Origin of the sequence: uncultured Psychrobacter sp. (genome assembly GCF_947488565.1) — a bacterium.
Lineage (GTDB): Bacteria > Pseudomonadota > Gammaproteobacteria > Pseudomonadales > Moraxellaceae > Psychrobacter > Psychrobacter saeujeotis.
The window spans coordinates 697023-719795 of sequence record NZ_CANKZC010000001.1 but is presented as its reverse complement, the minus strand read 5'-3'; the positions used below and the strand labels follow the sequence as shown (position 1 = coordinate 719795).

23 protein-coding genes are annotated in these 22773 nt (G+C 45.0%); 17 read left to right on the top strand and 6 right to left on the bottom strand.

Annotation, left to right across the window (positions count from 1 at the left end; genetic code table 11):
• Positions 1-88: 88 nt before the first annotated feature.
• The 4 genes from pstB to pstS all read right to left on the bottom strand — a co-directional run bounded on the left by pstB (position 89) and on the right by pstS (position 4540).
• The gene (gene pstB / locus Q0890_RS02845; protein WP_299217994.1) at positions 89-847 is read right to left on the bottom strand and encodes a phosphate ABC transporter ATP-binding protein PstB; all 759 of its coding nucleotides are present in this window, start codon (positions 845-847) and stop codon (positions 89-91) included.
• A 250-nt stretch (positions 848-1097) separates the two neighbouring features.
• Positions 1098-2000, bottom strand: a complete 903-nt coding sequence (pstA, locus tag Q0890_RS02840; RefSeq protein WP_345832133.1) for a phosphate ABC transporter permease PstA — start codon at positions 1998-2000, stop codon at positions 1098-1100.
• Positions 2001-2066: 66 nt separating this feature from the next.
• Complete coding sequence (gene pstC, locus Q0890_RS02835; protein WP_299217355.1) at positions 2067-3020, bottom strand: phosphate ABC transporter permease subunit PstC; 954 nt, start codon at positions 3018-3020, stop codon at positions 2067-2069.
• Between the two features lie 356 nt (positions 3021-3376).
• Positions 3377-4540, bottom strand: coding sequence for a phosphate ABC transporter substrate-binding protein PstS (gene pstS / locus Q0890_RS02830; RefSeq protein ID WP_299217352.1), 1164 nt, complete (start codon positions 4538-4540; stop codon positions 3377-3379).
• A gap of 441 nt (positions 4541-4981) precedes the next feature.
• Between pstS and Q0890_RS02825 the strand changes: the two genes are divergently transcribed.
• The 17 genes from Q0890_RS02825 (at position 4982) to Q0890_RS02745 (ending at position 21045) form a co-directional block, all read left to right on the top strand.
• Positions 4982-5656, top strand: a complete 675-nt coding sequence (locus Q0890_RS02825; protein WP_299217349.1) for a 2Fe-2S iron-sulfur cluster-binding protein — start codon at positions 4982-4984, stop codon at positions 5654-5656.
• Positions 5653-6645: a xanthine dehydrogenase family protein subunit M gene (locus tag Q0890_RS02820; RefSeq protein WP_299217346.1), complete on the top strand. Its 993-nt coding sequence runs from the start codon at positions 5653-5655 to the stop codon at positions 6643-6645. Before Q0890_RS02825 ends, Q0890_RS02820 begins: the two co-directional genes overlap by 4 nt.
• Positions 6646-6647: 2 nt before the next feature.
• Positions 6648-9143, top strand: coding sequence for a xanthine dehydrogenase family protein molybdopterin-binding subunit (locus Q0890_RS02815; RefSeq protein WP_299217344.1), 2496 nt, complete (start codon positions 6648-6650; stop codon positions 9141-9143).
• A gap of 145 nt (positions 9144-9288) precedes the next feature.
• Positions 9289-10617, top strand: coding sequence for an XdhC family protein (locus Q0890_RS02810; RefSeq protein WP_299217341.1), 1329 nt, complete (start codon positions 9289-9291; stop codon positions 10615-10617).
• Positions 10614-11345 carry an NTP transferase domain-containing protein gene (locus Q0890_RS02805; protein ID WP_299217338.1) on the top strand — a complete coding sequence of 244 codons (732 nt, stop codon included), beginning with the start codon at positions 10614-10616 and terminating at the stop codon, positions 11343-11345. The genes Q0890_RS02810 and Q0890_RS02805 overlap by 4 nt, the downstream gene beginning before the upstream one ends.
• Positions 11346-11413: 68 nt before the next feature.
• Entirely contained in the window at positions 11414-12709 is a 1296-nt protein-coding gene (gene glp, locus Q0890_RS02800; RefSeq protein WP_299217335.1) for a gephyrin-like molybdotransferase Glp, read from the top strand.
• A 123-nt stretch (positions 12710-12832) separates the two neighbouring features.
• Positions 12833-13948 (top strand): GTP 3',8-cyclase MoaA, encoded by a 1116-nt coding sequence (gene moaA, locus Q0890_RS02795; RefSeq protein WP_299217333.1) that lies wholly within the window; start codon positions 12833-12835, stop codon positions 13946-13948.
• A 66-nt stretch (positions 13949-14014) separates the two neighbouring features.
• Positions 14015-14545, top strand: a complete 531-nt coding sequence (moaB, locus tag Q0890_RS02790; RefSeq protein WP_299217330.1) for a molybdenum cofactor biosynthesis protein B — start codon at positions 14015-14017, stop codon at positions 14543-14545.
• A gap of 24 nt (positions 14546-14569) precedes the next feature.
• A complete protein-coding gene (locus Q0890_RS02785; protein ID WP_299217327.1) occupies positions 14570-15340 on the top strand; it encodes an NTP transferase domain-containing protein in 771 nt (256 codons plus the stop codon).
• Between the two features lie 20 nt (positions 15341-15360).
• Entirely contained in the window at positions 15361-15882 is a 522-nt protein-coding gene (gene moaC / locus Q0890_RS02780; RefSeq protein ID WP_299217324.1) for a cyclic pyranopterin monophosphate synthase MoaC, read from the top strand.
• 88 nt (positions 15883-15970) lie between these two features.
• Entirely contained in the window at positions 15971-16279 is a 309-nt protein-coding gene (locus tag Q0890_RS02775; protein ID WP_345832135.1) for a MoaD/ThiS family protein, read from the top strand.
• Between the two features lie 52 nt (positions 16280-16331).
• The gene (locus Q0890_RS02770; protein ID WP_299217321.1) at positions 16332-16823 is read left to right on the top strand and encodes a molybdenum cofactor biosynthesis protein MoaE; all 492 of its coding nucleotides are present in this window, start codon (positions 16332-16334) and stop codon (positions 16821-16823) included.
• 73 nt (positions 16824-16896) lie between these two features.
• Positions 16897-17724: a molybdate ABC transporter substrate-binding protein gene (modA, locus tag Q0890_RS02765; RefSeq protein WP_299217318.1), complete on the top strand. Its 828-nt coding sequence runs from the start codon at positions 16897-16899 to the stop codon at positions 17722-17724.
• Positions 17725-17774: 50 nt separating this feature from the next.
• The gene (modB, locus tag Q0890_RS02760) at positions 17775-18473 is read left to right on the top strand and encodes a molybdate ABC transporter permease subunit (RefSeq protein WP_299217315.1); all 699 of its coding nucleotides are present in this window, start codon (positions 17775-17777) and stop codon (positions 18471-18473) included.
• Positions 18474-18666: 193 nt separating this feature from the next.
• Complete coding sequence (locus tag Q0890_RS02755; RefSeq protein ID WP_299217312.1) at positions 18667-19530, top strand: universal stress protein; 864 nt, start codon at positions 18667-18669, stop codon at positions 19528-19530.
• 60 nt (positions 19531-19590) lie between these two features.
• Complete coding sequence (locus Q0890_RS02750; RefSeq protein ID WP_299217308.1) at positions 19591-20682, top strand: NAD(P)-dependent alcohol dehydrogenase; 1092 nt, start codon at positions 19591-19593, stop codon at positions 20680-20682.
• A gap of 75 nt (positions 20683-20757) precedes the next feature.
• Positions 20758-21045, top strand: a complete 288-nt coding sequence (locus Q0890_RS02745; RefSeq protein WP_299217303.1) for a DUF4031 domain-containing protein — start codon at positions 20758-20760, stop codon at positions 21043-21045.
• Positions 21046-21157: 112 nt separating this feature from the next.
• Here the strand turns inward: Q0890_RS02745 and Q0890_RS02740 are convergent, their stop codons facing one another.
• Entirely contained in the window at positions 21158-21676 is a 519-nt protein-coding gene (locus Q0890_RS02740) for a DUF302 domain-containing protein (protein ID WP_299217300.1), read from the bottom strand.
• Between the two features lie 154 nt (positions 21677-21830).
• On the bottom strand, positions 21831-22724 hold the full coding sequence (locus tag Q0890_RS02735; RefSeq protein WP_299217297.1) for a LysR family transcriptional regulator: 894 nt from the start codon (positions 22722-22724) through the stop codon (positions 21831-21833).
• Positions 22725-22773: the final 49 nt, after the last annotated feature.

The window sequence follows — 22773 nt, the reverse complement described above, 5'->3', positions numbered from 1 at the left end:
TAACTTTTGAAATCAAACAGCTATAGCGTGATATGTTTTGAGTTTACATAAGTAGTTTTAGTCTGCTGTACTTTCAATTTGCACAGCGTTAACCATAACGACCCGTAATATAATCTTCCGTGGCTTTTTGCGAAGGTGTGGTAAAGACTTGATCCGTCTCACCCATCTCAATCATGTCGCCCAAATACATATACACCGTGTAGTCTGACACTCGCGCAGCCTGTTGCATGTTATGGGTGACGATGGCAATGGTGTAGTCGTTTTTTAAATCCTCTATCAAATCTTCAATGGCACCTGTCGAGAGTGGGTCAAGCGCCGAGGTTGGCTCATCAAGCAGTAGTACTTCAGGCTTGGTAGCGACACTGCGAGCGATACACAGGCGCTGCTGCTGCCCGCCTGATAACGACAAACCTGAGGCTTTGAGCTTGTCTTTTACCTCCGGCCATAGTGCCGATTTTTTAAGTGCCCATTCCACCCGATGGTCTAGCTCAGCTTTGCTTAGCCTTTCATAGAGACGCACACCAAAGGCGACATTGTCATAGATGGACATCGGGAACGGCGTCGGCTTTTGAAACACCATACCGACCTGCGCGCGTAGCAAATTGACATCGATGTCTTTGCCCAAGATGTTTTTGCCATCGAGGTTGATACTGCCTTCTGCACGCATGCCAGGATATAAATCATACATACGGTTAAAGGTACGGAGCAGGGTCGATTTGCCGCAGCCGGATGGCCCAATAAAGGCGGTGACTTTTTTATCAGGAATGTCGATATTGATGTTTTTAAGCGCCTGAAAATCCCCGTAATAAAAGCTTAAATCACGAATCTGCATCTTTGCCGCTGGCATGTCTTTGGGAATATCATGCTGCGTTTGCTTAGTTAAATTTGACGAATCTGGCTGCGACAGTTGCGTGGTCGTCGCCATCGATCTATGTAGTAAGCTGGCTGTGGTCGTATCAAAGTTACTGCTATCTGCTGTGCTACGCGTTTTGCTGATGACGTCATTCATAATATTATCCAACCTAGCTTGATGAATATAAATTTAGGTAAATGGGTATATAAAGTGATTTGGTGGTAGGCGTTATCGACTCTGGCTGCTATTTACTGGAGCTGCGACCACCGATAAACCTTGCCAATACATTTAGTACCAGCACCGAAGCGGTAATCAGCAGTGCTGCCGCCCAAGCGATTGCATGCCAATTGTCATAAGGGCTCATGGCAAACTGGTAAATGGTATTTGGCAAGTTGGCAATCGGCTGGCCCATATCGGTACTAAAGTATTGATTATTCAATGCCGTAAATAGTAACGGCGCGGTCTCACCGGTAATTCTGGCAAAGGCCAACAGCACACCAGTGGTTAGCCCCGCTCGAGCTGCTTTAATCGTCACTTGCGTGACCATTTTCCACTTCGGTGTACCCAGTGCATAAGCCGCCTCACGAATGCTATTGGGCACTAAATTAAGCATGTTTTCAGTCGTACGTACAACCACAGGAATGACAATCAATGCCAATGCCAGTGCGCCGGCCCACCCAGAAAAGCTTTGGCCTTTGACCATCAAGGCATAAATAAACAGACCAATGACAATCGATGGAGCAGAGAGCAAAATATCGTTTAAAAAGCGCGTCACTTTGCCAAGCATGCTGCCTTGCGCAAACTCAGACAAATAAATCCCCGTCATAAGGCCAATGGGCGCACCAATGAACAATCCCGAAAACGCCAACATGACTGAACCAACAATGGCGTTGCGTAAACCGCCTGCGCTCATCGGCGGCGGCGTGTCGGCAGTAAAGATAGGCATTTGCACCATGCCTTGGAAACCTTCAACGAAGAGCGTAAATAAAATCCAAAACAACCAAATTAGGCCAAATACCATCGCCGACATGGCAAAACCCAAACCCAGCTTATTGGCCCAGCGCCGTTTGTTATAAAGGCGCTTGTTATAACGATCTTCAAAGTTGCTCTTAGCAGGTAACGCTGAATTCATAGCATCAGTAGGCATAAAACTCACTTCCCATATTTTTATCAATACCAATAATCATCGAAGTTTACCGAGGAAATCGAGCTACTATCGATTACCTGCTTTTTGATCCATACGTATCAGCATCAGCTTAGCCAGCGACAGCACAATAAAGGTGATGACAAATAGAATTAAGCCTAAATGTAATAACGACGCCAGATGTAGCTCACTAGAGGCTTCTGCAAATTCATTGGCAAGGGCTGAGGTAATGGTGACCCCAGAAGTAAATAGACTTGGACTGATATTAAAGGCGTTACCAATTAGGAAGGTCACGGCCATGGTCTCACCAAGGGCACGACCCAGTCCCAAGATGACACCACCAACGACGCCCGCTTTGGTATACGGCAAGATAATCTTGAACATGACTTCCCATGTCGTTGCACCCATGCCGTAAGCCGATTCTTTTAATAAATCCGGCACCACGGAAAAGACATCACGCATGGTGGCGGCGATAAAAGGAATAATCATGATGGCAAGGACAAGAGAGGCGGTAAACATGCCCAGTCCCATTGGCGCACCGGTAAACAGCTTACCGATGATAGGCAGTGGGCCAACGTGTTCGATAAACCTCGGCTGAATATGATCGCCAAAAAACGGCGCAAAGACAAACAATCCCCACATACCGTAGATGATAGAGGGAATACCTGCCAGCAGCTCAATGGCGATACCGAGAGGCTTTTTTAAGAAATTTGGGCACATCTCGGTCAAAAATATGGCAATACCAAAGCTGACGGGCACGGCAATTAAGATAGCGATAAAGGACGTCACCAGCGTGCCATAGATAGGCGCCAGCGCCCCATACTCATTGGCAACCGTGTCCCAGTTATTACTGGTATAAAAGCCGAGACCAAATGCTTGAATGCTCGGCCAAGCGCCAATGATCAAAGAGAGCAAAATACCGCCCAAAGATAGCAGCACGAGAATGGCAAATGCCTTGGTGGCATTGACAAATAATGCATCGTAACGTTTTTGTTTTGCCAGTTGCGACCTTAAATCATTCATAAGTGTCTCAGCATTAAATAGGGTTTCAGTCAGCTCGAAATTAAAGAGATATAGTTAAAATAGCGTTCTGCTGGTATAAATTTTCCTCGCTTGCTGTGCGCTTCGCACTCCAGAGGCTTCGAAAAATTCATCCCAGCAACCCTTAAATCTTTTTTAAAATTAACCGGCTATAGAGCAAAATCCTTAAAGGGTTTAATCAGGTCTTATCACAGCAAACTAAATCTTAATAAAGGGCGCTATTAACGGTAATGGATGACGCTATTTTTAAATTTGTTGTGATAAAACCTTTGAGACCACCACCGGAAAATAGGTGTCTCAAAGGGGCTTACAAGTGCTGCTATATATATGTGTAAAAACTACTGAGCTGGGGTGTAGACAGGTTGACCATCATGGCCTTTGACTTCATTCCACTTGTCTTTAAACAGTGCCACTGCGGTATCAGAAAAAGGCACATAATCAAGCGCCATGGCACTATCATCACCTTGTGCATATGCCCAATCAAAGAAGTTCAACACGCCAGCCACTTGCTGCGGGTTTTCTGGCTGCTTGTGTACCAAGATAAAGGTGGCAGCAGCGATGGGCCACGCTTGCTCGGTCTCAGAGTTGGTGATGACTTTATAAAAGCCTGCTTGCTGTGACCAATCGATGTCACCTGCCGCGGCAAAGGTCTCAGCAGATGGCTGCACGAAGTTACCCGCCGCGTTTTTGAGGGCGGCGTGCGCCATGTTGTTTTGCTTGGCATAGGCATACTCGACGTAGCCGATAGCGTTTTTCATACGATTGACGTAACTTGATACGCCTTCGTTGCCTTTACCGCCTGCCCCTGTGGCAGAGGTAGGCCATTTGACGGTTTTATCAACACCCACGCTGTCTTTCCAGTCGTTTGAGACTTTGGCTAGATAATCGGTAAAGTTAAAGGTCGTGCCTGAGCCATCTGAGCGAAACACGGTGGTAATGGCAGCATCTGGCAGGTTCAAATCTGGGTTCAATGCGGTGATGGCAGGGTCATTCCATTTGCTAATCTTACCCAGATAGATATCAGCTAAAGCCGCACCGTCCAATTTCAGTTGACCTAGCCCCACGCCATCGATATTGACAATCGGTACCACGCCACCGATAACGGTCGGAAACTGAATGAGACCTGCCGCATCCAGCTCTTCAGGGGTCATAGGGGCGTCAGATGCGCCAAAGTCGACGGTTTTTGCTTGGATTTGTTTGATGCCGCCTGAGGAGCCGATAGATTGGTAGTTCACCTGACCACCAGTCGCGGCATTATAGTCATAAGACCATTTGGCATAGATAGGTTGCGGGAACGACGCGCCAGCACCAGTGATGTTCATAGCGATATTTTCAGCAGATTTAAAATCGCTTGCTGTAGTAGACGTTGTATTAGTGGTTGTTTCTGTACTGGTTACGGCGCTACTATTATCAGCAGCTGAACTTGAAGGGTCGGTTGATTTATTACAAGCGGTGAGTACTAAGGTGCAACTAACGGCGACTGCTAATAACGAATAACGCATGTAGAACTCCTAAAGTTTGACAACAACACAAATTTGAGAACAAAGCAAAAACGACTACCTGTGATATGCGTGGTAGTTTGCCAAGCTTTCATGACAGTTTGATGACAATAGGAAATTTATCTTGTTAGCAGTGATATTTTAATTTCGCAAGCACAGGTGAAGGAGAGCGGTATTTGTTTAGTGTTAACACTTTTTGCCTATCTACTACAAAAAAACAATATCGTAAGTTTCGCTGAGCATATTAATGTATAGATTGTTTTGATTGTATTTTTCTATATTAATGATGACATTAGCGCATATTAAAGGCATAAAACTAGTCTGTGGTAATGTCAAAGTTAAATGTTCAATACGTCTTAATATTAAATAATCAATACTAAATAACTAGATGGATGGATAAAAACTCATCCGCGAATTCTTATCATCTGCCAGCGAGAAGCCAGCATGTCTATGTCTACGATAACTTTGATGATCAACGGTGAACAGCACCGCTTTGAAAATCTCGACACCCGCACGACAATTCTAGATTTATGTCGTCAACATCTACAAATTACCGGACCCAAAAAAGGCTGTGATCACGGTCAATGCGGTGCCTGTACCATTCTTATCAATGGTGAGCGCATCAACTCGTGCTTGACCCTTGCGGTTATGCATGACGGCGATGAGATCACCACGATTGAGGGCATTGGAATGCCTGAGTCGTTATCAGCCTTGCAACAAGCCTTTAAAGATCACGATGCTTTTCAGTGTGGTTATTGCACGCCAGGGCAGATTTGTTCAGCGACTGCTTTAATAGAAGAGGTGAAACAAAACTGGCCAAGCTATGTTACAAGCGATCTAAAAAACCCTAATGGATTATTAGTGCAAGAAATTGCTGAGCGGATGAGTGGTAATATCTGCCGCTGTTCTGCTTATCCCAATATCGTGGATGCCATCTCACAAGTGCTTGAAAACGAAGTCTCAGGTAAGCGTACCGCTTCTAGTGAAGAGACGACTACAGGCTCGCTGCAAGACTCGGCAGTAACGGGTATTTGGTCGCCGCCACCAAGTGAGACGCAGTTAGGTAAGCAGTCATCACACAATCAAACTGCCAATAGCACACTAGGAGGCCGCTCATGAAACGCTTTGAATACATTCGTGCTAACGCGCCAGAGCAAGCCGCGACATCGGCTAGTCCCAAAGACGCCTTTTTTATCGGCGGTGGTACTAACTTACTCGATTTAATGAAATTTGAGATTGAAACACCAAGCACCTTGGTTGATGTCAATCGTCTTGATCTTGAGAAGGTAGAGGATACCGATGAAGGTGGTCTACGTATCGGTACGCTAGTCAGTAATAGCGACTTGGCGGCGCATCCTACCGTTATTGAAAACTATCCTGTCTTGTCTCGTGCCATATTAGCAGGGGCAACCGGACAGCTACGTAATAAAGCAACGACTGGCGGCAATTTTTTGCAGCGTACGCGTTGCTACTATTTTTATCATACCGATAGCCCTTGTAATAAGCGCGAACCGGGCACTGGCTGTCCTGCTATCAACGGTGAGAACCGCTCTTTAGCTATTTTGGGCACCAGCGAATCTTGTATAGCCCAGCATCCCTCCGACATGGCGGTTGCTATGCGCTTGCTTGATGCTACCATCGAGACAGTTAAAGCCGATGGCACCACTCGTCAGATTCCGGTTAAAGAATTTTATTGTCTGCCTAAAGACACCCCCCATATCGAAAATGTGTTGGAAAGTGGCGAGCTGATCACCCACGTGGTGTTGCCTGCGCCCCTCACAGGCATGCACACTTATGACAAGGTACGCGTCCGTGCCTCTTATGCCTTTGCACTTGTATCCTGCGCAGCTGTAATAGATACGGATGATAGCGGCAAACTCTCAACAGTACGTTTAGCGTTTGGCGGCATTGGTACCCAGCCATGGCGTAATGAGGAGGTTGAGGCGTTGTTAACCGATACGCAAGGTGACGACGATACGATCAAGCAAGCGGCCGATTTATTATTAAAAGATGCCAAGGGCAGTGGTCAAAACGACTTTAAGATACCCTTGACGCGCCGTTTACTCAAACAAGTTATACAGCGCGCACTAGCGGGCGAGGGAGCATAATTATGTCATTATTAGATTCAGTATTACCGGTAGAGCCCACCAACAAAGAGAAGATGGATCAGCCAGTTGAGACGTTGTTTGACAAAACGGCTAGTAATTTGGTGGGCAAACCCATTAATCGCGTCGAAGGCTCATTAAAGGTAAGTGGTCAAGCGCATTATTCAGCTGAGATCGACGTCGATAGTAAAGTTTATGGTGTCTTGGTTAGCTCGACCATCGCCAAAGGAAAAGTTGAAAAAATCGATAGCGACTCGATTGCCCATATACCAGGTATTATTAAAGTCGTTACTGACCTTAAGCACTTTTTGCGTAACTCCGCGCAAGGTGGTGACACTGAAGCACCGGCGCAAGGCGTAAGTGAAATCTTTTATCACGGTCAGCCTATCGCAGTCGTTGTCGCTGAAACTTTTGAAGCGGCGACCGAAGGCGCCAAGGCCCTTAAAGTCACTTATAAAGACGAAACCGATCAAGCGGCTTTGGATTTTACTAAAGAGCTGCCTAACGCCCACGAGGTAAATGAGAAAAAAGGCTCGGATAAGAATGCTAAGCACGGCGATCCAGAGCAAGGCCTTGCTGATTCGGCGGTAACCCTCGATAGTGTGTACCATACCCCAAGTCAGAGCAACTCACCGATGGAACCGCACGTTACTTTGGCACATTGGGAAGATGACAAGCTGGTCTTATATACTTCAAACCAGATGATCGCCTCTTGTAAGCAGCAAGTAATGGACGCATTAGATTTGAAGAAAGATCAAGTCGAGCTGATCTCTTACTATGTGGGCGGCGGTTTTGGCAGTAAGCTTGGTATTGCGCCAGAATCTATTGCTGCCGCTATTGCTTCTAAAGAAGTCGGTCGTCCGGTACTGATTACTATGACGCGCCCGCAAGTGATGGAGGCGACGGTAAGACGCTCAAACACCCGTCAGCGTATTGCTATTGGTTGTAATGAAGAGGGTATTATTAATACCTTTATTCACGATACCACGACCAGCAATTTGCCAGGCGAGGCGTTCTTTGAACCAACAGCATTATCCACTCACTTTTTGTACCGCGGAGAGAATCGCCGCGTCAGCTATCAGATGGTGGATATGAATCACGTATTATCAGGCTCTATGCGTGCTCCTGGTGAAGCGGTGGGTATGATTGCTGTTGAGTGTGCGATGGATGAGCTGGCGAACAAGCTTGAGATGGATCCTATTGAGCTGCGCCGCCGGAACGAACCTGAAGAAGACCCTAGCAAAGAGATTCCGTTCTCCACACGTCAGCTGGTCGCCTGTATGGAAAAAGGCGCTGAAGCATTTGGTTGGGATGAGCATAATCCCAAACCTGCCAGCCGACTAGAAGGCGACTGGTGGATAGGTACCGGTATGTCTGGCACTTCTCGTGGCAACACGTTACAACCTTCTGAAGCGCGGGCGATACTACAAGTCGATGACTCAAAAGAACTTGGCGTCAAAGCCATTATCGAAACGGATATGACAGATATCGGCACTGGCTCTTATACCGTATTTACTCAGGTCGCAGCTGATTTGTTAGGACTGCCTATCGATCATATCGAGATGAAACTTGGCGACAGTGATTTACCGCCAGCATCAGGTTCTGGCGGTAGTTTTGGCGCGGCCAGTGCTGGTAGTGGGATTTATTTGGCTTGTGAGCAGCTACGCGCCATGTTAGCCAAAAAAGTAGGTCTACATGCCGATACGATTCGTATAGATAACGGTCAAATCAAAAAATCAGGTGAGCACGAGCCTAGTAAAGTAGAAGTAGCCATTGATACGGGTAAAGAAAAAGTCACAGAGCTGGTTGATGAAAAATTGGCTAATAAAGTCTCAGGCTTAATGGATAAAGCCGTAGGTTTGATGGATATCGCGTCAGAGAAAACGGGTATACCGCTGCCAGAATCGGCATCAAATCTGAAAACAGCAACCGAGCAATATGACTTTAGCGATGCTCAGTCTTATGCGCTGGCTGATGTCATTGCAGAATATGATGAGCAAGAAATCAGCGCCAAAGGCCAGATAAAACCAGGTAAAAATGGCAAAAACCTTCGCCAAGCCTCATTTGGGGCCAACTTCGCTGAAGTCGCGGTACATAAGGTCACTGGTGAAATTCGCGTCAAACGTATGACTGGCGTGTATGCAGCGGGCCGTATTCTCAACCATAAACTGGCTACCTCACAGTGCTACGGCGGTATGATATTTGGTATAGGTTCTGCTTTGATGGAGGAGGTGATCCATGACAAGCGCGATGGTCGCTTATGTAATCATGACCTTGCCGAGTACCATGTGCCAGTCAACGCAGATGTGCCGCAGTTGGAGGTGATTTTGTTAGAAGAAGACGATCCCTATACCAATCCTATGCATATTAAGGGGATTGGGGAGACCTCTATTTCAGGATCAGCAGCAGCCATTGCCAATGCTATCTATAATGCGGTCGGTGTGCGCGTTTATGATTTTCCAATTACGCTTGATAAGCTGCTTGCTGAGATGCCAGAGTAATCTTAAATACGAGTACCGTTTTTAATAGAAATTACTTTATTAAAGAAACCCGCTTAAGTAGCGGGTTTTTATACCCTGATTATCTTGGATATGTGTATTTTTCAATTTAGTAAGTATTCTATATAAGTTATAAAAAAGAGGCGTTATGAATCAAATCGCTGATATTCTCAAACTAGCAAGCGACGCTCAAAAGCAGGCCATTGACGCGGTACTGGCAACGGTCGTCCGTACTGAAGGCTCAGCATATCGCCGGGCTGGCGCGATGATGCTCATCCTTGAAGATGGGCGTTCAGTGGGGATGATCAGTGGCGGCTGCCTTGAGCCGCATATTATCAAGCGCGCGTTTTGGCTCACTCGTCACGGCGCATGCGTGCAAGCTTACCAAACCGGCGACGATATTGGTTATACTGAGGATGGCAGGGCTAAACCTGACATTGAGCTGACGCAAAACGATGTGAGCGACGATCCACATGATGATTTATATCATGAAATGGATGAATTAAATTTTGGTCTAGGTTGTAATGGACGCGTACACATATTGTTTGAGCGACTAACGTCGGCTACGGCTTTATTAGATATCGTTCGGCAAGTGCGTGCAACTCAGCAGCCAAAAAAAATTGCAACCCTCATTCGTTTTGCTAATCATCAGGATTCAAGCTCTAAACTTAAAATCGGTATGCGTCTTGATTTGGATAATTATACCGAGTCGGGACAAATCACGACTATTGGCACTGATAACAGCGGTATCAATAACGAGTCAAATCAAGCTGGCGCTAACACCTCAAGTACGATTGTGGATACGGTTAAAAAATTAGCACAACATGCACTTATCGATAAAAATGCCAAGTATATCGTTGTAAAAGATGATGATAACGATAACGATCACGACAACGCTAACTTAGCAACCGAGTGGCTCGTACAAAACATACAGCCGCAGATACGTCTGCTGATTTGCGGGGCAGGTGACGATGTGTTAGCGCTGGTCACCATGGCAAAGCTGCAAGATTGGCACGTCACCGTTGTAGATAGTCGTCCAGGGTACGCGACTCGCTTGCGCTTTTTTCAAGCAGATAGAGTGATGCAGTTGCCACTTGATGCGACAGACAAGCTACTGGCGCTCAGCGAAAATGCGGCAGTGGCGCTTATGTCACATAGTTTGTCGCAAGACCGTATTCGCCTTGCAACCCTACTAGAGCATGCTCATCATTATAAGTACCTTGGCCAATTGGGGCCACGCTATCGTACCGAGCGTTTAATTAATGAGATTAGCGCGACCAAAGCTGATCCTAGCGTTTTAAATGCAGGGATTAATAAACTGCACTATCCAATCGGCTATAAGCTAGGCGGCGATGGACCCGAAGCCTTAGCACTTAGTATCATGGCACAGATCAATGCAGTCATGCATGGACAAACGCCATCAGCTCAGTGTGTAGATTTGGCCAATAGTGATATAACTATGATGAGCCACGCATGACGACGCAAAATCATACCATTATTGTTTTGGCAAGTGGTCTCAGTCAGCGCCTTGGTCAAGCAAAGCAGCTACTTCATAAAAATGGTGAGCCATTGATCGGCTACATGATTAAACTAGCACTAGCGACTCAGCCGCAAGCTATTGTCGTGGTTATTCCTAGTAATAACTCATCGATAGAGGATGTGGTTGCTAAGCTGGCAGCGCAGTATGCCGCCATTCATACGGTTATGAATACAGCTCCCAAAACTGGTATGGCGCACAGTTTGTATTTGGGTATCGAGGCATTACGCAATGATATTGACTGCGATGGTCTTTTAGTCAGTCGCGTATTAATCATGGGCATTGATCAAGTATTACTTGATAAGTCACATCTAATCGCGTTGCTGACAGGCGCACAAGATGTGGTTGCTAGTAGATATAGTGGTTTGGACAATTGGAGCGACGAGCAGGACTTGAGCGAGAAAACTGCGTTTCATGAGACAACCACCAATAAAATAACCACTTGTGATCCTCTTAGCAAGGATATCGTTGGCCTGCCTCTAAAAATTGATTATGAGCTACTGACACAATGGCAAGCCTTGCTGACAGGGGATAAGGGACTACGGCACTTAATCAGAGGGCTGGCGTCTCACCAAATAAGTAGCGTAAATAATCATCAGCTCAGTTATGATATTGACACGCCAAGCCAACTTGCTCATGCTAGAGCACAAAGATGGATTGATGGTTAAGTTAAGAGGGTTCTTACGTCGCAATCCTTTCATCTTACAAATAACGTGAATAAAAAGAGTAGACCTTTATGATTACTATGGAAGAATTGCAGTCAGCGATAAAGCTGCGCGTAGATAATTACAATAATACCGACTTTACGCGTCAACAAAGAGTCATTGATACTTGCAAGCTACTAGATAGCCAAAATCAAATATTGGCGCAAGATATAAGTTCACCTTTTGATATACCAAGACAAGACCTATCAGCGATGGACGGCTATGCAATTGCGCAAGGCAGTGCGCTATCAAAAGACAGTACTGTCAAGATAGTAGGCGAATCGCAGGCGGGCAGCGCTTATACAGGTCAGCTTGTAGCGGGACAGGGCGTACGCATTTTTACTGGGGCAGTCGTGCCAAGTGACTGTGATACGGTTATCATGCAAGAGAATACCAATTTTGCAGAAATAAAAGACACGCTTGATAAATCAAAGCCTTATGCTATTACGCTATCGCAAACTGCTGAGATCGATAGCAATATTCGCCGCCAAGGTGAAGAGATTGAGTCAGGTGAAGCGGTACTAAAAACAGGCAAACGCATTAATCCTGCTGATATTAGCTTGCTGGCAAACTTAGGGGTCGGTGAAGTAAGCGTCTTTGAGCCGCTTATCGTTGGGCTGCTGGCAACCGGCGACGAGCTTGTCGTTGTAGGTGATGAGCTGACAAGCCTTGCACAAATATATAATTCTAATACCCCAACCCTCAAAAGCTTGCTCGCAGACTTACCGATTACGATTCGCGACTACGGCATCATTGCTGATGATTTAGACAAGACGACTGCGGTTGTCAACGAAGCCATGCAAGACTGCGATGTGCTGATCTCAACCGCTGGCGTGTCGGTGGGAGATTATGATTTTCTAACCACCGTCATTGAGCAGTTAGGGCAAATTAACCATTATAAGGTGGCGATGAAGCCTGGCAAGCCCTTTGTGTTTGGCGAATTAAATAAAGACCTTGATAAACCTGTATTATATTTTGGCTTACCTGGCAATCCATTATCTACGGTCGTCGGAGCGCTGCAGTTTGTGATACCAGCACTATGGCAAATGTCAGGTGCGGGTTTGTCAGAGCAGCCTATGCAATTAAACGTCAAGGCGACACTGATGAACGACATTAGAAAATCGGTGGGTCGCAAAGACTTTCAGCGCGGAGTTTTATCGCAAAACGAGGTAGGTAATTATCAAGTTGAGTGCTTCGCAAGCCAGCAATCACATAGAGTCAAGCAGCTTAGCCATGCCAATTGCTTTATCGTACTAGATAAGGACAGCGATAATGTGGCAGCGCATAGCACAGTAACCGTGCAACCTTTCCCTTGGCTGCATCATTGATTAAGCGCTTGCCAATTTACTATAAGATGACTACAAGAAAACGCAAAATAAACGCTACAATAGGTTGATAACCTTGAATAAAAAAGTAATGCTGATAACTGGCAATACTGACGGCAGTAAATTATGAATGATGACAGCACTAAAATAGGCAATGCTCAGATAGACAGCGCCCAAATATATTCGCCCACCCCCGCACATACTATATTTGATAGTTATAGAGCGTCATCTGTAGCTGCGCCTGTTGCTAGTACCACTATTGACCATCAGCCTTTAACGGATGGGTTTTCTCGTCGCCTGACTTATCTGCGTCTGTCTATTACTGACTTTTGTAATTTTCGCTGTGAATACTGCCTACCGAACGGTTATCAAGGCAAGCGTCCTGATGACGAGCTGAGCGTCCCTGAGATTGCAACACTGATTCGAGGGTTTGCGCAAGTCGGCACCAAAAAGGTGAGAATCACAGGCGGTGAACCCTCCATTCGCCGTGATGTTGTTGAGATTATCCAAACCATCAAACAGACACCAGGTATCGAAACCGTCGCTATGACCAGTAATGGTTATAAGCTCGGTAAACATCTGGCCAAGTGGCAAGCAGCTGGCCTGAATCAGTTAAATATCAGCATGGACAGCTTTGATGCCGACACCTTTTATAAGATGACTGGCTTTAATACCTTACCGCAGCTGCTTACTGATATGGATACCTTGCTACAAACGACTGATATTAAGCTAAAGATAAACAGTGTTTTGATGGCAGAGACCGCGTTTGAAAACTTGATGGACGCCATCGACTATGTCAAAGACAGGCCCGTCACGTATCGCTTTATTGAATTTATGCAAACCAGTGATAATAGTGATCTGTTTTTTGCCCAGCATGCCCATTCCGATACCATCATCGATTATCTGACTGAGCATGGCTGGCAGCCACACGTACGCGGTAGTAGTGATGGTCCAGCGGTGGAATATAGTCATCCAGACTATGTTGGTCGCATCGGTATGATTGCCCCTTATGCCGCGCATTTTTGTGATACGTGTAACCGTCTCAGAGTCAGTAGCCAAGGTAAGGTACATTTGTGCTTATTTGATCAAGGCAACTACGATATTCGTCAGCATCTGCAAACAGGGGATGTGCAAGGTTTGGTCGAGACTCTACATAGCTTTATGCCGATCAAACCTGAACACCATCATTTGCATGAGTCTAATAGCGGCATTATGCACAACTTATCGATTATTGGTGGTTAGCATGACTGTACTCTAATCATAAAACCTATATTTAAATCATAAAAACTGTATTTTTGAGGAATCCCTATGAGCAAACCTGCTACCAAGTTTATCCCACTTAATATTGCCGTATTGACCGTTTCTGACAGTCGTACACTCGCAGAGGATACGTCAGGCCAGTATTTAGCAGATAGCTTAACCGACGCCGGTCATCATCTGGCAGATCGCAAGCTGATTACCGATGATATCTATCAGATACGAGCGGTGATTAGTGGCTGGATTGCTGATCCAAACGTCCACGCGGTCATTACCACTGGCGGCACAGGGTTTTTTATTAGAGACAGTATGCCAGAGGCAGTAAAGGTATTGTTCGATAAATCTATTGACGGCTTTGGTGAGATGTTTCGTCTGATCTCAAAAGACGAGATTGGTATGTCAACGGTACAGTCACGCGCGGTTGCAGGCATGGCAAACGGTACGGGTATATTTTGTTTGCCAGGCTCATCGGGCGCATGCCGTACGGGCTGGGAGAATATTCTCAAAGAGCAGTTTGATAGCCGTACGCGGCCGTGCAATTTTGTACCGCATTTTATGGCACAAAACCCAAGTCACGACTGAGGTGATAACAAGCAAAGTGTGGCTATGATAAATACTATATATGGTTCAAATGGTTTTAACTGCTTAGACAGTTTGGCTGGTATTGTTATTTTAGCAGGCGGTGCCTCTAAACGGATGGGCACGCCCAAAGCTGAACTCGTTCTGCCGACAGGTGAGCGTCTGCTTGATTACCATGTACGGCATGCGCTGGATTTAGCTCAAGCTCATACTGGCAATCATAAAAAGCTGCCTATTATGATTGCTGATAATGGGCGCGGCTTTAACCTTGATTCAGCTTTAAGTGACAATGAGCCACAATCTCCAATTATTCATATTGCTGATTATGGTGCTATCAATAGTAAAAAGCAGAAGAGTGACGGTCAGATTGTTACAGGCGGGGCATTGGTCGCTATCGAGTCGGCTCTGCAAACTGTGATAAAGACTCAGCCATCAGATGCTTTAACGGAAAACCAGTCATCATGGCTGTTGGTGATTAGCTGTGATAGTTTGATACCTGCTACAGAGTTATGGCAAAAGTTGCAGTCTGTAGCGACTCAAATAAACAAAAATCAAGAAGCTGATAAAAAGGTGATTTGCTTAACCGATAATAGCCATTTGTATCCATTATTAGGGCTTTATCAGTTGAGTATTGAGCCTGATTTAAGGGCTTATATTGATAATGGCGCGCGGCGAGTGATGGCTTTTATTCAGCCTATGACGCACGCTGTGCCGTTAACAAGTAACTGGCAGCATTTGACCAACTTTAATACGCCAGCAGATTTTGAGCGTGCCTGCACATCATTATGTGATTTATAAAAACGCAAGAGAATGGATAAATGAACAGCAACAGTCAAGCAAAAAACCAAGCTACTGCTACCCAATCCACTTTATCGCATTTAGACAGCGATGGTGATATTACTATGGTCGATGTCAGTGGTAAAACTGCCACAACACGAGAGGCCAATGCAGCGGGACAAGTGCGATTTCCGAGTGAGATTTATGAGCAGATCAAAGCCGCTGATGGTATGACCAAAAAAGGTAGCATCACCCAGACCGCGCATATTGCAGGCATCATGGCGGCCAAGCGCACCCACGATCTGATTCCGCTGTGTCATCCGCTGCCATTAGATAAGATTGGTTTAACCTTTGAGTACGATGATACCTGCAATAGCATAACCGTCAGCGGTACTGTTAAAGTCACGCATAAAACGGGTGTCGAGATGGAAGCCTTGACGGCGGTAAGTATTGCTTGCTTGACCATCTATGATATGACCAAAGCACTATCGCATGATATCGTTATCGATAACGTACATTTGCTAAAAAAGACGGGTGGCAAATCAGATTATAGTCATGCTTAGGGTTATAAGACTTCTTTTAAAACAGTTTTTTTAAGACAGTAAGGCATTGAACACAAAGCCAAGTAGCTTGTAAAGAATGGAGAGTGTGATGAACACTATCGAACCAAAAATCGTTGAGCCAGAAACTAAAACAGCAACCAACGTTGATACCGCTATGGATATCAATGTTTTATACTTTGCTAGCATTGCCGATGAAGCTGGACGCCAGCAAGAGACCGTCAGCGTGGCGCAGTCAACCTCATTGAGCGAGCTATACGATCAGCTGCGTCAAAAGCACGGATTTAGTCGTCCGCAAGCTGAGCTGCGGGTCGCTGTCAATGATTACTTCGCTAAATGGACAGAACAAATCCATGATGGCGATAGCGTGGTGTTTATCACCCCAGTTGCTGGTGGTTAAATAAGTATTTGTTAGCGGCTATATAGCTAAAAAAATTAAGTAGAGAGAAAAGATGACAGACAACGTCCATAGCCATTCAATGACCATCAAACGCAGCGTTGATGAAGTATACACAATTGCTGAACGCGATGGCTTTGCCTTATTAGATATCGCCATAGATGAAGACCGGCTTAAAAGCACCCTTGATGATGATAGCTGCGGTGCCTTTGTCTGTTTTGAAGGTCGCGTGCGCAATCATAACAATGCCACCAGTGTGGATCGTCTCACATATTATGGTTATGAAGATTTGGCAATCAATCAAGGCCGTGCCATTATCGAAGAGGCCAAACAGCGTTTTGAAATTACCCATGCTATTGCTATCCATCGTATTGGCGCATTAGAGATTGGTGATGTAGCAGTATGGGTTGGAGTGGTTTCTGCTCATCGTTATCCGGCGTTTGACGCTTGCCGCTGGATACTTGACACCATTAAGGCAGATATCCCTGTGTGGAAGCAAGAGTATTATGAAGATGACTCTTCTAAATGGTTAAGTAATAATGGTTAGGTAATAATGTTTAAGTAGCAATGTTTAAGTAGCAATGGTCAAGTAATGATAGCTAACTGATAATGGTCAAGTAATGATGGTTAAGATAGCGGCTTTAGTTGGGGCATTATTGATGCTTAATGCCTGTATGCAAGAGAGTGCGGTTAGTGAAGCATCTGCTGCTGACACTGAGCAAGCTCAAACGCTACGTATCGCTGCCGCTGCCAATTTGTCTGACGTACTGCCTAAGATTATAGCGGGCTATAAAAAAGACAATAATCTGCCTGCACAAACTATCCATGACATAGATGTCACTTATGCGTCCTCTGGCAAATTATACGCGCAGATTATAGCAGGCGCGCCTTATGATATATTTTTATCGGCCAATCAAGAATTTCCTGCCAAGCTTGCTGATACAAGCGCGCAAGGCGTAACGTTTCATGAGCCTTTTACTTATGCGCAAGGCCAACTGGCATTATATAGCGTGACCAAACCTTTGGCTGAGCGCAGCCCTACAGCGCTGATCGAGCGCCTGATGAGCGATACTACGGCCAAAATCACTATCGCTAATCCTAAGCTTGCCCCTTATGGCGCATCGGCAAAATCCTATCTGCAGGCGCAAAAGATATATAACACTTTAGAGCAGCAAAAACGCTTAATACAAGCAGAAAATATCGGTCAGGCCTTTCAATACGTGTATACGGGCAATGTCGATTATGGCTTTGTGGCGCAATCACAACTCACTGCTATCAACGCCAAACCTGAGCAATTTATTACTTTAGCACCAGCGTCTTACCCTGCTATTTTACAAGATGGTATCGTCATTGGTGACTCTGCTATGGCGACAGACTTTAGTGATTATCTGCTATCAACAGCAGGGCAACAGCACTTTTTACAAGCAGGATATTTAACCGCTCAATAACGATTGGTGGGATAGAATACACCTTTACTAATATGATGAGCAACGGCGTTATGATAGACCCATCCTTTATGTCCGACATGCTCAGTCCATTCTTAGTCAGCCTTAAGCTGGCTACTATTACCACTTTATGTTTATTACTCTTTGCCACGCCTGTGGCTTATTGGCTTGCCAAACCAAGCCGTGGACAATTGGTAGCACGTGTCAAAGTGGTACTGATGGGCGTCATTGCTATGCCACTGGTACTGCCACCTACTGTTATTGGGTTTTACTTATTATTATTGCTAAGCCCTAGCACGGGTATTGGCAAATGGCTTAGTGAACATAACATTAGCCCCTTAATCTTTACCTTTGAAGGTCTGGTCATCGGCTCTATTATTTACTCCCTACCGTTCTATATTCAGCCTGTCTATGCTCAGTTTTTACGTATTCCCAAAAGCGTGATGGATATGGCAGGGTTATTAGAGCCAAGCCGTCTTAAGCGCTTTATGAGAGTGGCGTTACCACAAGCAAAAGTTGGTATCATTTTGGGTAGTCTTATCAGTTTTGCTCATACCATTGGTGAGTTTGGCGTGGTACTGATGATAGGGGGTAGCATCGCAGGTGAGACCAAAGTGGTATCGATCGCCATATATGAACAAGTTGAGGCGCTCAATTATGAAGCGGCGCACATGATGTCAGGCGTTCTTATTATTATAGGAATGATAATGGTGGCGCTCATTGCAATCATAAATAAGCTGAACCAGCGTTAATCTGTATCAATCGTAAAAGTACATCTTGAAACGGTTATCCACTGTGAGAGGTGATATGCTAAATAGTATGATCATCGCCTAAGTTTTCGATTTCTAGGTTTTTAAGTTGCTGCATAGTCATAATCACAGGCGTAGATCGACCAGTCGAGCTGCACAAAAAAGTGGCAGCCATCGTTAAAATTAAGGATGAATCATGAAAACAGAACAGCACATTTTAGCCTGTATTGATGGCTCAGCGGTTACTAAGTCGGTTTGTGATTATGCAGCATGGTATGCCAGCAGGTTAGGGTTGCCGGTTGGGCTGCTCCATGTCAGCGATGTTCCAGCGTCGACCAGACGCGACTTATCAGGAGCGATAGGAATCAATAGTCGCGAGTTTTTGCTAGAAGAGTTAACAGAATTGGATGAAAAAAGAGCCAAGGTTGTCAATAGTTATACTAATGCATTGACACAAGATGCAAAGAGCTATTTGCAAAGCAGCTTTAAGGAAGTGGACGTCCATATTTATCAACGCCGCGGTAAGCTATTGCCGGCTATCGAACACTTTAAAGAAGAAAACCGTGCCATCGTTATGGGGCGTCGCGGTGAAGATCATAAGAACAGTCGCATCAATATCGGCAGCCAAATCGAAACCGTTGCACGAGCATCGAGTATACCTGTTTTAATTTGCTCAGAAGAATTTGAAGCGCCTAAGTCCTACATGGTCGCATTTGATGGTAGTAAAACGGCCATCAAAGCCACACATATGGTGGCAAAGAGTGAGCTATTGCGAGGATTAAAAGGTTATATCGTGATGGTAGGTAATGATAAAGAAGCCGCCAAAAAGAGCCTTGCTGATGCTGTGGAACATCTAACGTCAGCGGGCTTTGAGGTAGAGGCACATCATTTACCTGAGCTTGATGCGGTTGATGGATTATTATCGTTTCAGATAGATAATGATGTCGATATTATTGTAGTCGGTGCTTACGGTCATTCTAAATTGCAGCGCCTGTTTTTGGGTAGTACCACCACCGAGATTATCGCTAGCACAGTGTCGCCAGTAATTTTAGTGCGCTAAGACAGCGAGATAGCCTTTTATAAACGACATTTAATTTTGCTAGTGAACAAGGTGGATATAATGGATATTAAAGCAGCAGTCACTCACAACCAAGACACAGCTTTTGAATTAGAGACTGTACAGCTTGCCATGCCTGAAATTGATGAGATACGAGTAAAAGTCATTGCGACAGGCGTCTGTCATACCGATGTGGTCGCGCGCGATATGGGCATCGCGCCATTTCCTATCGTACTGGGTCATGAAGGGTCTGGGATAGTGGATGCTGTCGGTGCCGGGGTAACTGATTTGCAAGTCGGTGATCCTGTGGTGTTATCGTTTGCGCACTGCGGTAATTGCGGGCATTGCCTGACGGGTCATCCAACCGTTTGCGACACTTTTAATGAGCTGAACTTTGGCGGTGCCATGGACGATGGCACCCATAGGCTTGCGCAAGATGGTGAGACGCTGGCGACTTTTTTTGGACAATCTTCATTTGCCACTTATGCGATAGCCAAGTCTAGAAACGCTGTAAAAGTCGATTCAGAGGTCGATTTAGCGCTACTTGGACCATTAGGATGTGGTATTCAAACTGGTGCAGGAACAGTGTTAAATCGCCTAAAGCCAGAGTTTGGTTCTAGCATCGTGATTTATGGCGCTGGCGCCGTTGGTCTCAGTGCAGTAATGGCAGCCAAGATTGTTGGCTGTCAGCATATCATCGCTGTTGATATGCATGATAGTCGTCTTGAGCTGGCAAAAGAGCTTGGCGCGACCCATACTCTAAATGGTGAAAACGTCGATGTCGTCACAGAAGTCAAAAAGATAACGGATGGTGGCAGTCACTATGCGGTAGAGACCACAGGCGTCCCTACAGTAGTCAAGCAATCATTAAATGCCTTACGCTCTTTAGGTACAGTGGCAATTGTCGGTATTACACCAGAGATGAATATTGATGTCCATAATGATTTGATGGCTGAAGGCAAGAGCATGATTGGTGTCATCGAAGGTGATTCTATTCCGCGCGTATTTATCCCGCAGCTGATTGCTTACTTTAAAGCGGGTCAATTCCCATTTGATAAGCTGGTTAAATTTTACGATTTTGAGAACATTAACCAAGCGTTTGAAGATTCGGCAAATGGCATTACCATTAAGCCGATTTTAAGAGTAGGATCATAAGCAAAACGCAAAGTTAAATTGGTTTTTCATCATCCTAAAAGCAGCTTATTTTTTAAATTTCAAAGGTACATATTAATGGCAATATACGTGGATTTTATGCAAATAGAATTTAAAGGCTATAAATGGTGCCATATGTTGGCAGATACCCTGCAAGAGCTGCATGAGTTTGCCGAATTGATTGAGGTGGATGCGCGCCTATTTCATCGTAATGCCAGCTATCCACACTATGATGTAACAGTACAGATGCGAGAGACAGCGATTAAGTATGGTGCTATACCTGCTAATAGAAGAAAAATTATCGAGTGCGCTAAGAAATTAAAAGTGGAGCTGCATGAGCAAATAGCGCGATCTGAGAATTGCTAATAAGTGAATCTGGTAGAGAGACAAAAAAGGTGGACCATGCTTTTGCATTCCACCTTTTTTATTACTCTAAATATGACCGTTTTCAATGTTTATTATCAATGTTTATTAATAGTTACTTTGCAATAGCTGCTTTACTAACGCCCTCAAGGGCTTTTGCAATATTAGCAAGCTGGGTATCACAACCTTTGATATTATGACGCTCTTTTAGATACTCAGGATTATTGTACGACAGCCATACTTTTTTATCAGCGTCTTCACTGATGAGGATTTTTTGCGGTAGATCGATAGCGACGCTTTGCTCGCAATTCATCAATGGCGTACCCGCTTTTGGATTACCGAACATAATCACTTGCGTCGGTCTTAAGGTTAAATCAGCGCCTTGCGCATTTTTTTGATGATCAACGCGCGCAAATACTTTCATACCTTTACTCTCGATAATCGATGCTAGCTTATCAGCGGTATCTTGTACAGAGTGCGAACTTTGCATCGTCACCAAACCCTTCTCAGCATTGGTAGCAGCCATCGTTTCAGGCGTCGACTGTACCTCATCAGACGTATTTAAGAAATTGTCAACGTTGGCGCAAGAGGAGAGCGCTAACGCGACGGCAACAACAGAGATAATTTTAAGCATAAAAAGTCCTTTTTTTATTGTGGCTGTTTATTCAGTGAGTGATGGTTGGTAATATCGAATATTCATTGTGAACCATAACATTGTGCGTAATAAACTGCGCATAGTAAAGGGTCGCATTACAACATCTCTTAAAAAATTATAAAGACAAAACTAATTACAGAGCCAAACGCGCCACAAGGTAATCTACCAGTAGACGAATCTTTGGCGACAAATGACGGTTGTGCGGATAAACAGCCCAGATACTTTCCTCGGGCTCTCTATAGTTATCCAGTAAGCTGACCAGCTCGCCAGACGCTAAGTATTGTTGCACATAATAATCAGGTAGCTGCACAATACCTAAACCTTTTAACGCAGCATCGACTAGACTATGACCACTGTTATATTGCACAGTGCCAGACACTCGCATATTCTTTTCTTTATCCACTTCTTTATCAGCGTGTTTATCATTGTCGATAAAATGCCAATAATCACGAGTACCAAGTAAGCAGTTATGTTGGCTTAGATCGGACAGCGTATTCGGTATGCCGTATTTTTTGAGATAAGCGGGTGCGGCACAGACGAAATTGGTACGACGGCTAAGTTTTTTTGCCATCATGGTTGAATCGCTTAATTTGCCAATGCGAATTGCCAAATCATAGCCGCCATCTACTAAATCGATTTTTTGATTACTCAAAAATGCCGTTACTTCGATATCGCTATACTGCACCATGAAATCATTGACCAGGGGCAATAATTGCTGCTCGCCATAAGTGACAGGAGCGGTGAGCTTAATTCTACCTTGCGGTTTGGATTGCAGATTACTTACCGCTTGTTCCGCGGCATCCAAGCCATCGAGCACGCCGCGGCAGTGCTGATAAAACACGCGGCCTTCTTCAGTCAGTGTTACCTTACGCGTCGTACGATAGAGCAGTTTAATACTGAGACGTTTCTCTAAAGCGCTTATCTGCCGACTGACCTGCGCGGTTGATATGCCCAACTCTTTTGCGGCGCGGGTAAAGCTCTCGTACTCCGCCACATAGACGAACTCGCTAATACCATCCCAGCGCATGATTATTACCACTGTGTAAAAGATATTTGCAAATATAGCACATTGTTAT

Excerpts from the sequence above, each read along its gene's own strand:
- Q0890_RS02745 (WP_299217303.1), top strand. The coding sequence starts at position 20,758 with ATGGCAATATACGTGGATTTTATGCAAATAGAATTTAAAGGCTATAAA.
- modB (WP_299217315.1), top strand. The coding sequence starts at position 17,775 with ATGATAGACCCATCCTTTATGTCCGACATGCTCAGTCCATTCTTAGTC.
- Q0890_RS02820 (WP_299217346.1), top strand. The coding sequence starts at position 5,653 with ATGAAACGCTTTGAATACATTCGTGCTAACGCGCCAGAGCAAGCCGCG.
- moaA (WP_299217333.1), top strand. The coding sequence starts at position 12,833 with ATGAATGATGACAGCACTAAAATAGGCAATGCTCAGATAGACAGCGCC.
- Q0890_RS02815 (WP_299217344.1), top strand. The coding sequence starts at position 6,648 with ATGTCATTATTAGATTCAGTATTACCGGTAGAGCCCACCAACAAAGAG.
- glp (WP_299217335.1), top strand. The coding sequence starts at position 11,414 with ATGATTACTATGGAAGAATTGCAGTCAGCGATAAAGCTGCGCGTAGAT.
- Q0890_RS02740 (WP_299217300.1), bottom strand. The coding sequence starts at position 21,676 with ATGCTTAAAATTATCTCTGTTGTTGCCGTCGCGTTAGCGCTCTCCTCT.
- Q0890_RS02785 (WP_299217327.1), top strand. The coding sequence starts at position 14,570 with ATGATAAATACTATATATGGTTCAAATGGTTTTAACTGCTTAGACAGT.
- pstB (WP_299217994.1), bottom strand. The coding sequence starts at position 847 with ATGCCAGCGGCAAAGATGCAGATTCGTGATTTAAGCTTTTATTACGGG.
- Q0890_RS02825 (WP_299217349.1), top strand. The coding sequence starts at position 4,982 with ATGTCTATGTCTACGATAACTTTGATGATCAACGGTGAACAGCACCGC.
- modA (WP_299217318.1), top strand. The coding sequence starts at position 16,897 with ATGATGGTTAAGATAGCGGCTTTAGTTGGGGCATTATTGATGCTTAAT.
- Q0890_RS02735 (WP_299217297.1), bottom strand. The coding sequence starts at position 22,724 with ATGCGCTGGGATGGTATTAGCGAGTTCGTCTATGTGGCGGAGTACGAG.
- moaB (WP_299217330.1), top strand. The coding sequence starts at position 14,015 with ATGAGCAAACCTGCTACCAAGTTTATCCCACTTAATATTGCCGTATTG.
- Q0890_RS02770 (WP_299217321.1), top strand. The coding sequence starts at position 16,332 with ATGACAGACAACGTCCATAGCCATTCAATGACCATCAAACGCAGCGTT.
- Q0890_RS02775 (WP_345832135.1), top strand. The coding sequence starts at position 15,971 with ATGAACACTATCGAACCAAAAATCGTTGAGCCAGAAACTAAAACAGCA.
- Q0890_RS02750 (WP_299217308.1), top strand. The coding sequence starts at position 19,591 with ATGGATATTAAAGCAGCAGTCACTCACAACCAAGACACAGCTTTTGAA.
- Q0890_RS02805 (WP_299217338.1), top strand. The coding sequence starts at position 10,614 with ATGACGACGCAAAATCATACCATTATTGTTTTGGCAAGTGGTCTCAGT.
- pstC (WP_299217355.1), bottom strand. The coding sequence starts at position 3,020 with ATGAATGATTTAAGGTCGCAACTGGCAAAACAAAAACGTTACGATGCA.
- pstA (WP_345832133.1), bottom strand. The coding sequence starts at position 2,000 with ATGCCTACTGATGCTATGAATTCAGCGTTACCTGCTAAGAGCAACTTT.
- Q0890_RS02810 (WP_299217341.1), top strand. The coding sequence starts at position 9,289 with ATGAATCAAATCGCTGATATTCTCAAACTAGCAAGCGACGCTCAAAAG.
- Q0890_RS02755 (WP_299217312.1), top strand. The coding sequence starts at position 18,667 with ATGAAAACAGAACAGCACATTTTAGCCTGTATTGATGGCTCAGCGGTT.
- moaC (WP_299217324.1), top strand. The coding sequence starts at position 15,361 with ATGAACAGCAACAGTCAAGCAAAAAACCAAGCTACTGCTACCCAATCC.
- pstS (WP_299217352.1), bottom strand. The coding sequence starts at position 4,540 with ATGCGTTATTCGTTATTAGCAGTCGCCGTTAGTTGCACCTTAGTACTC.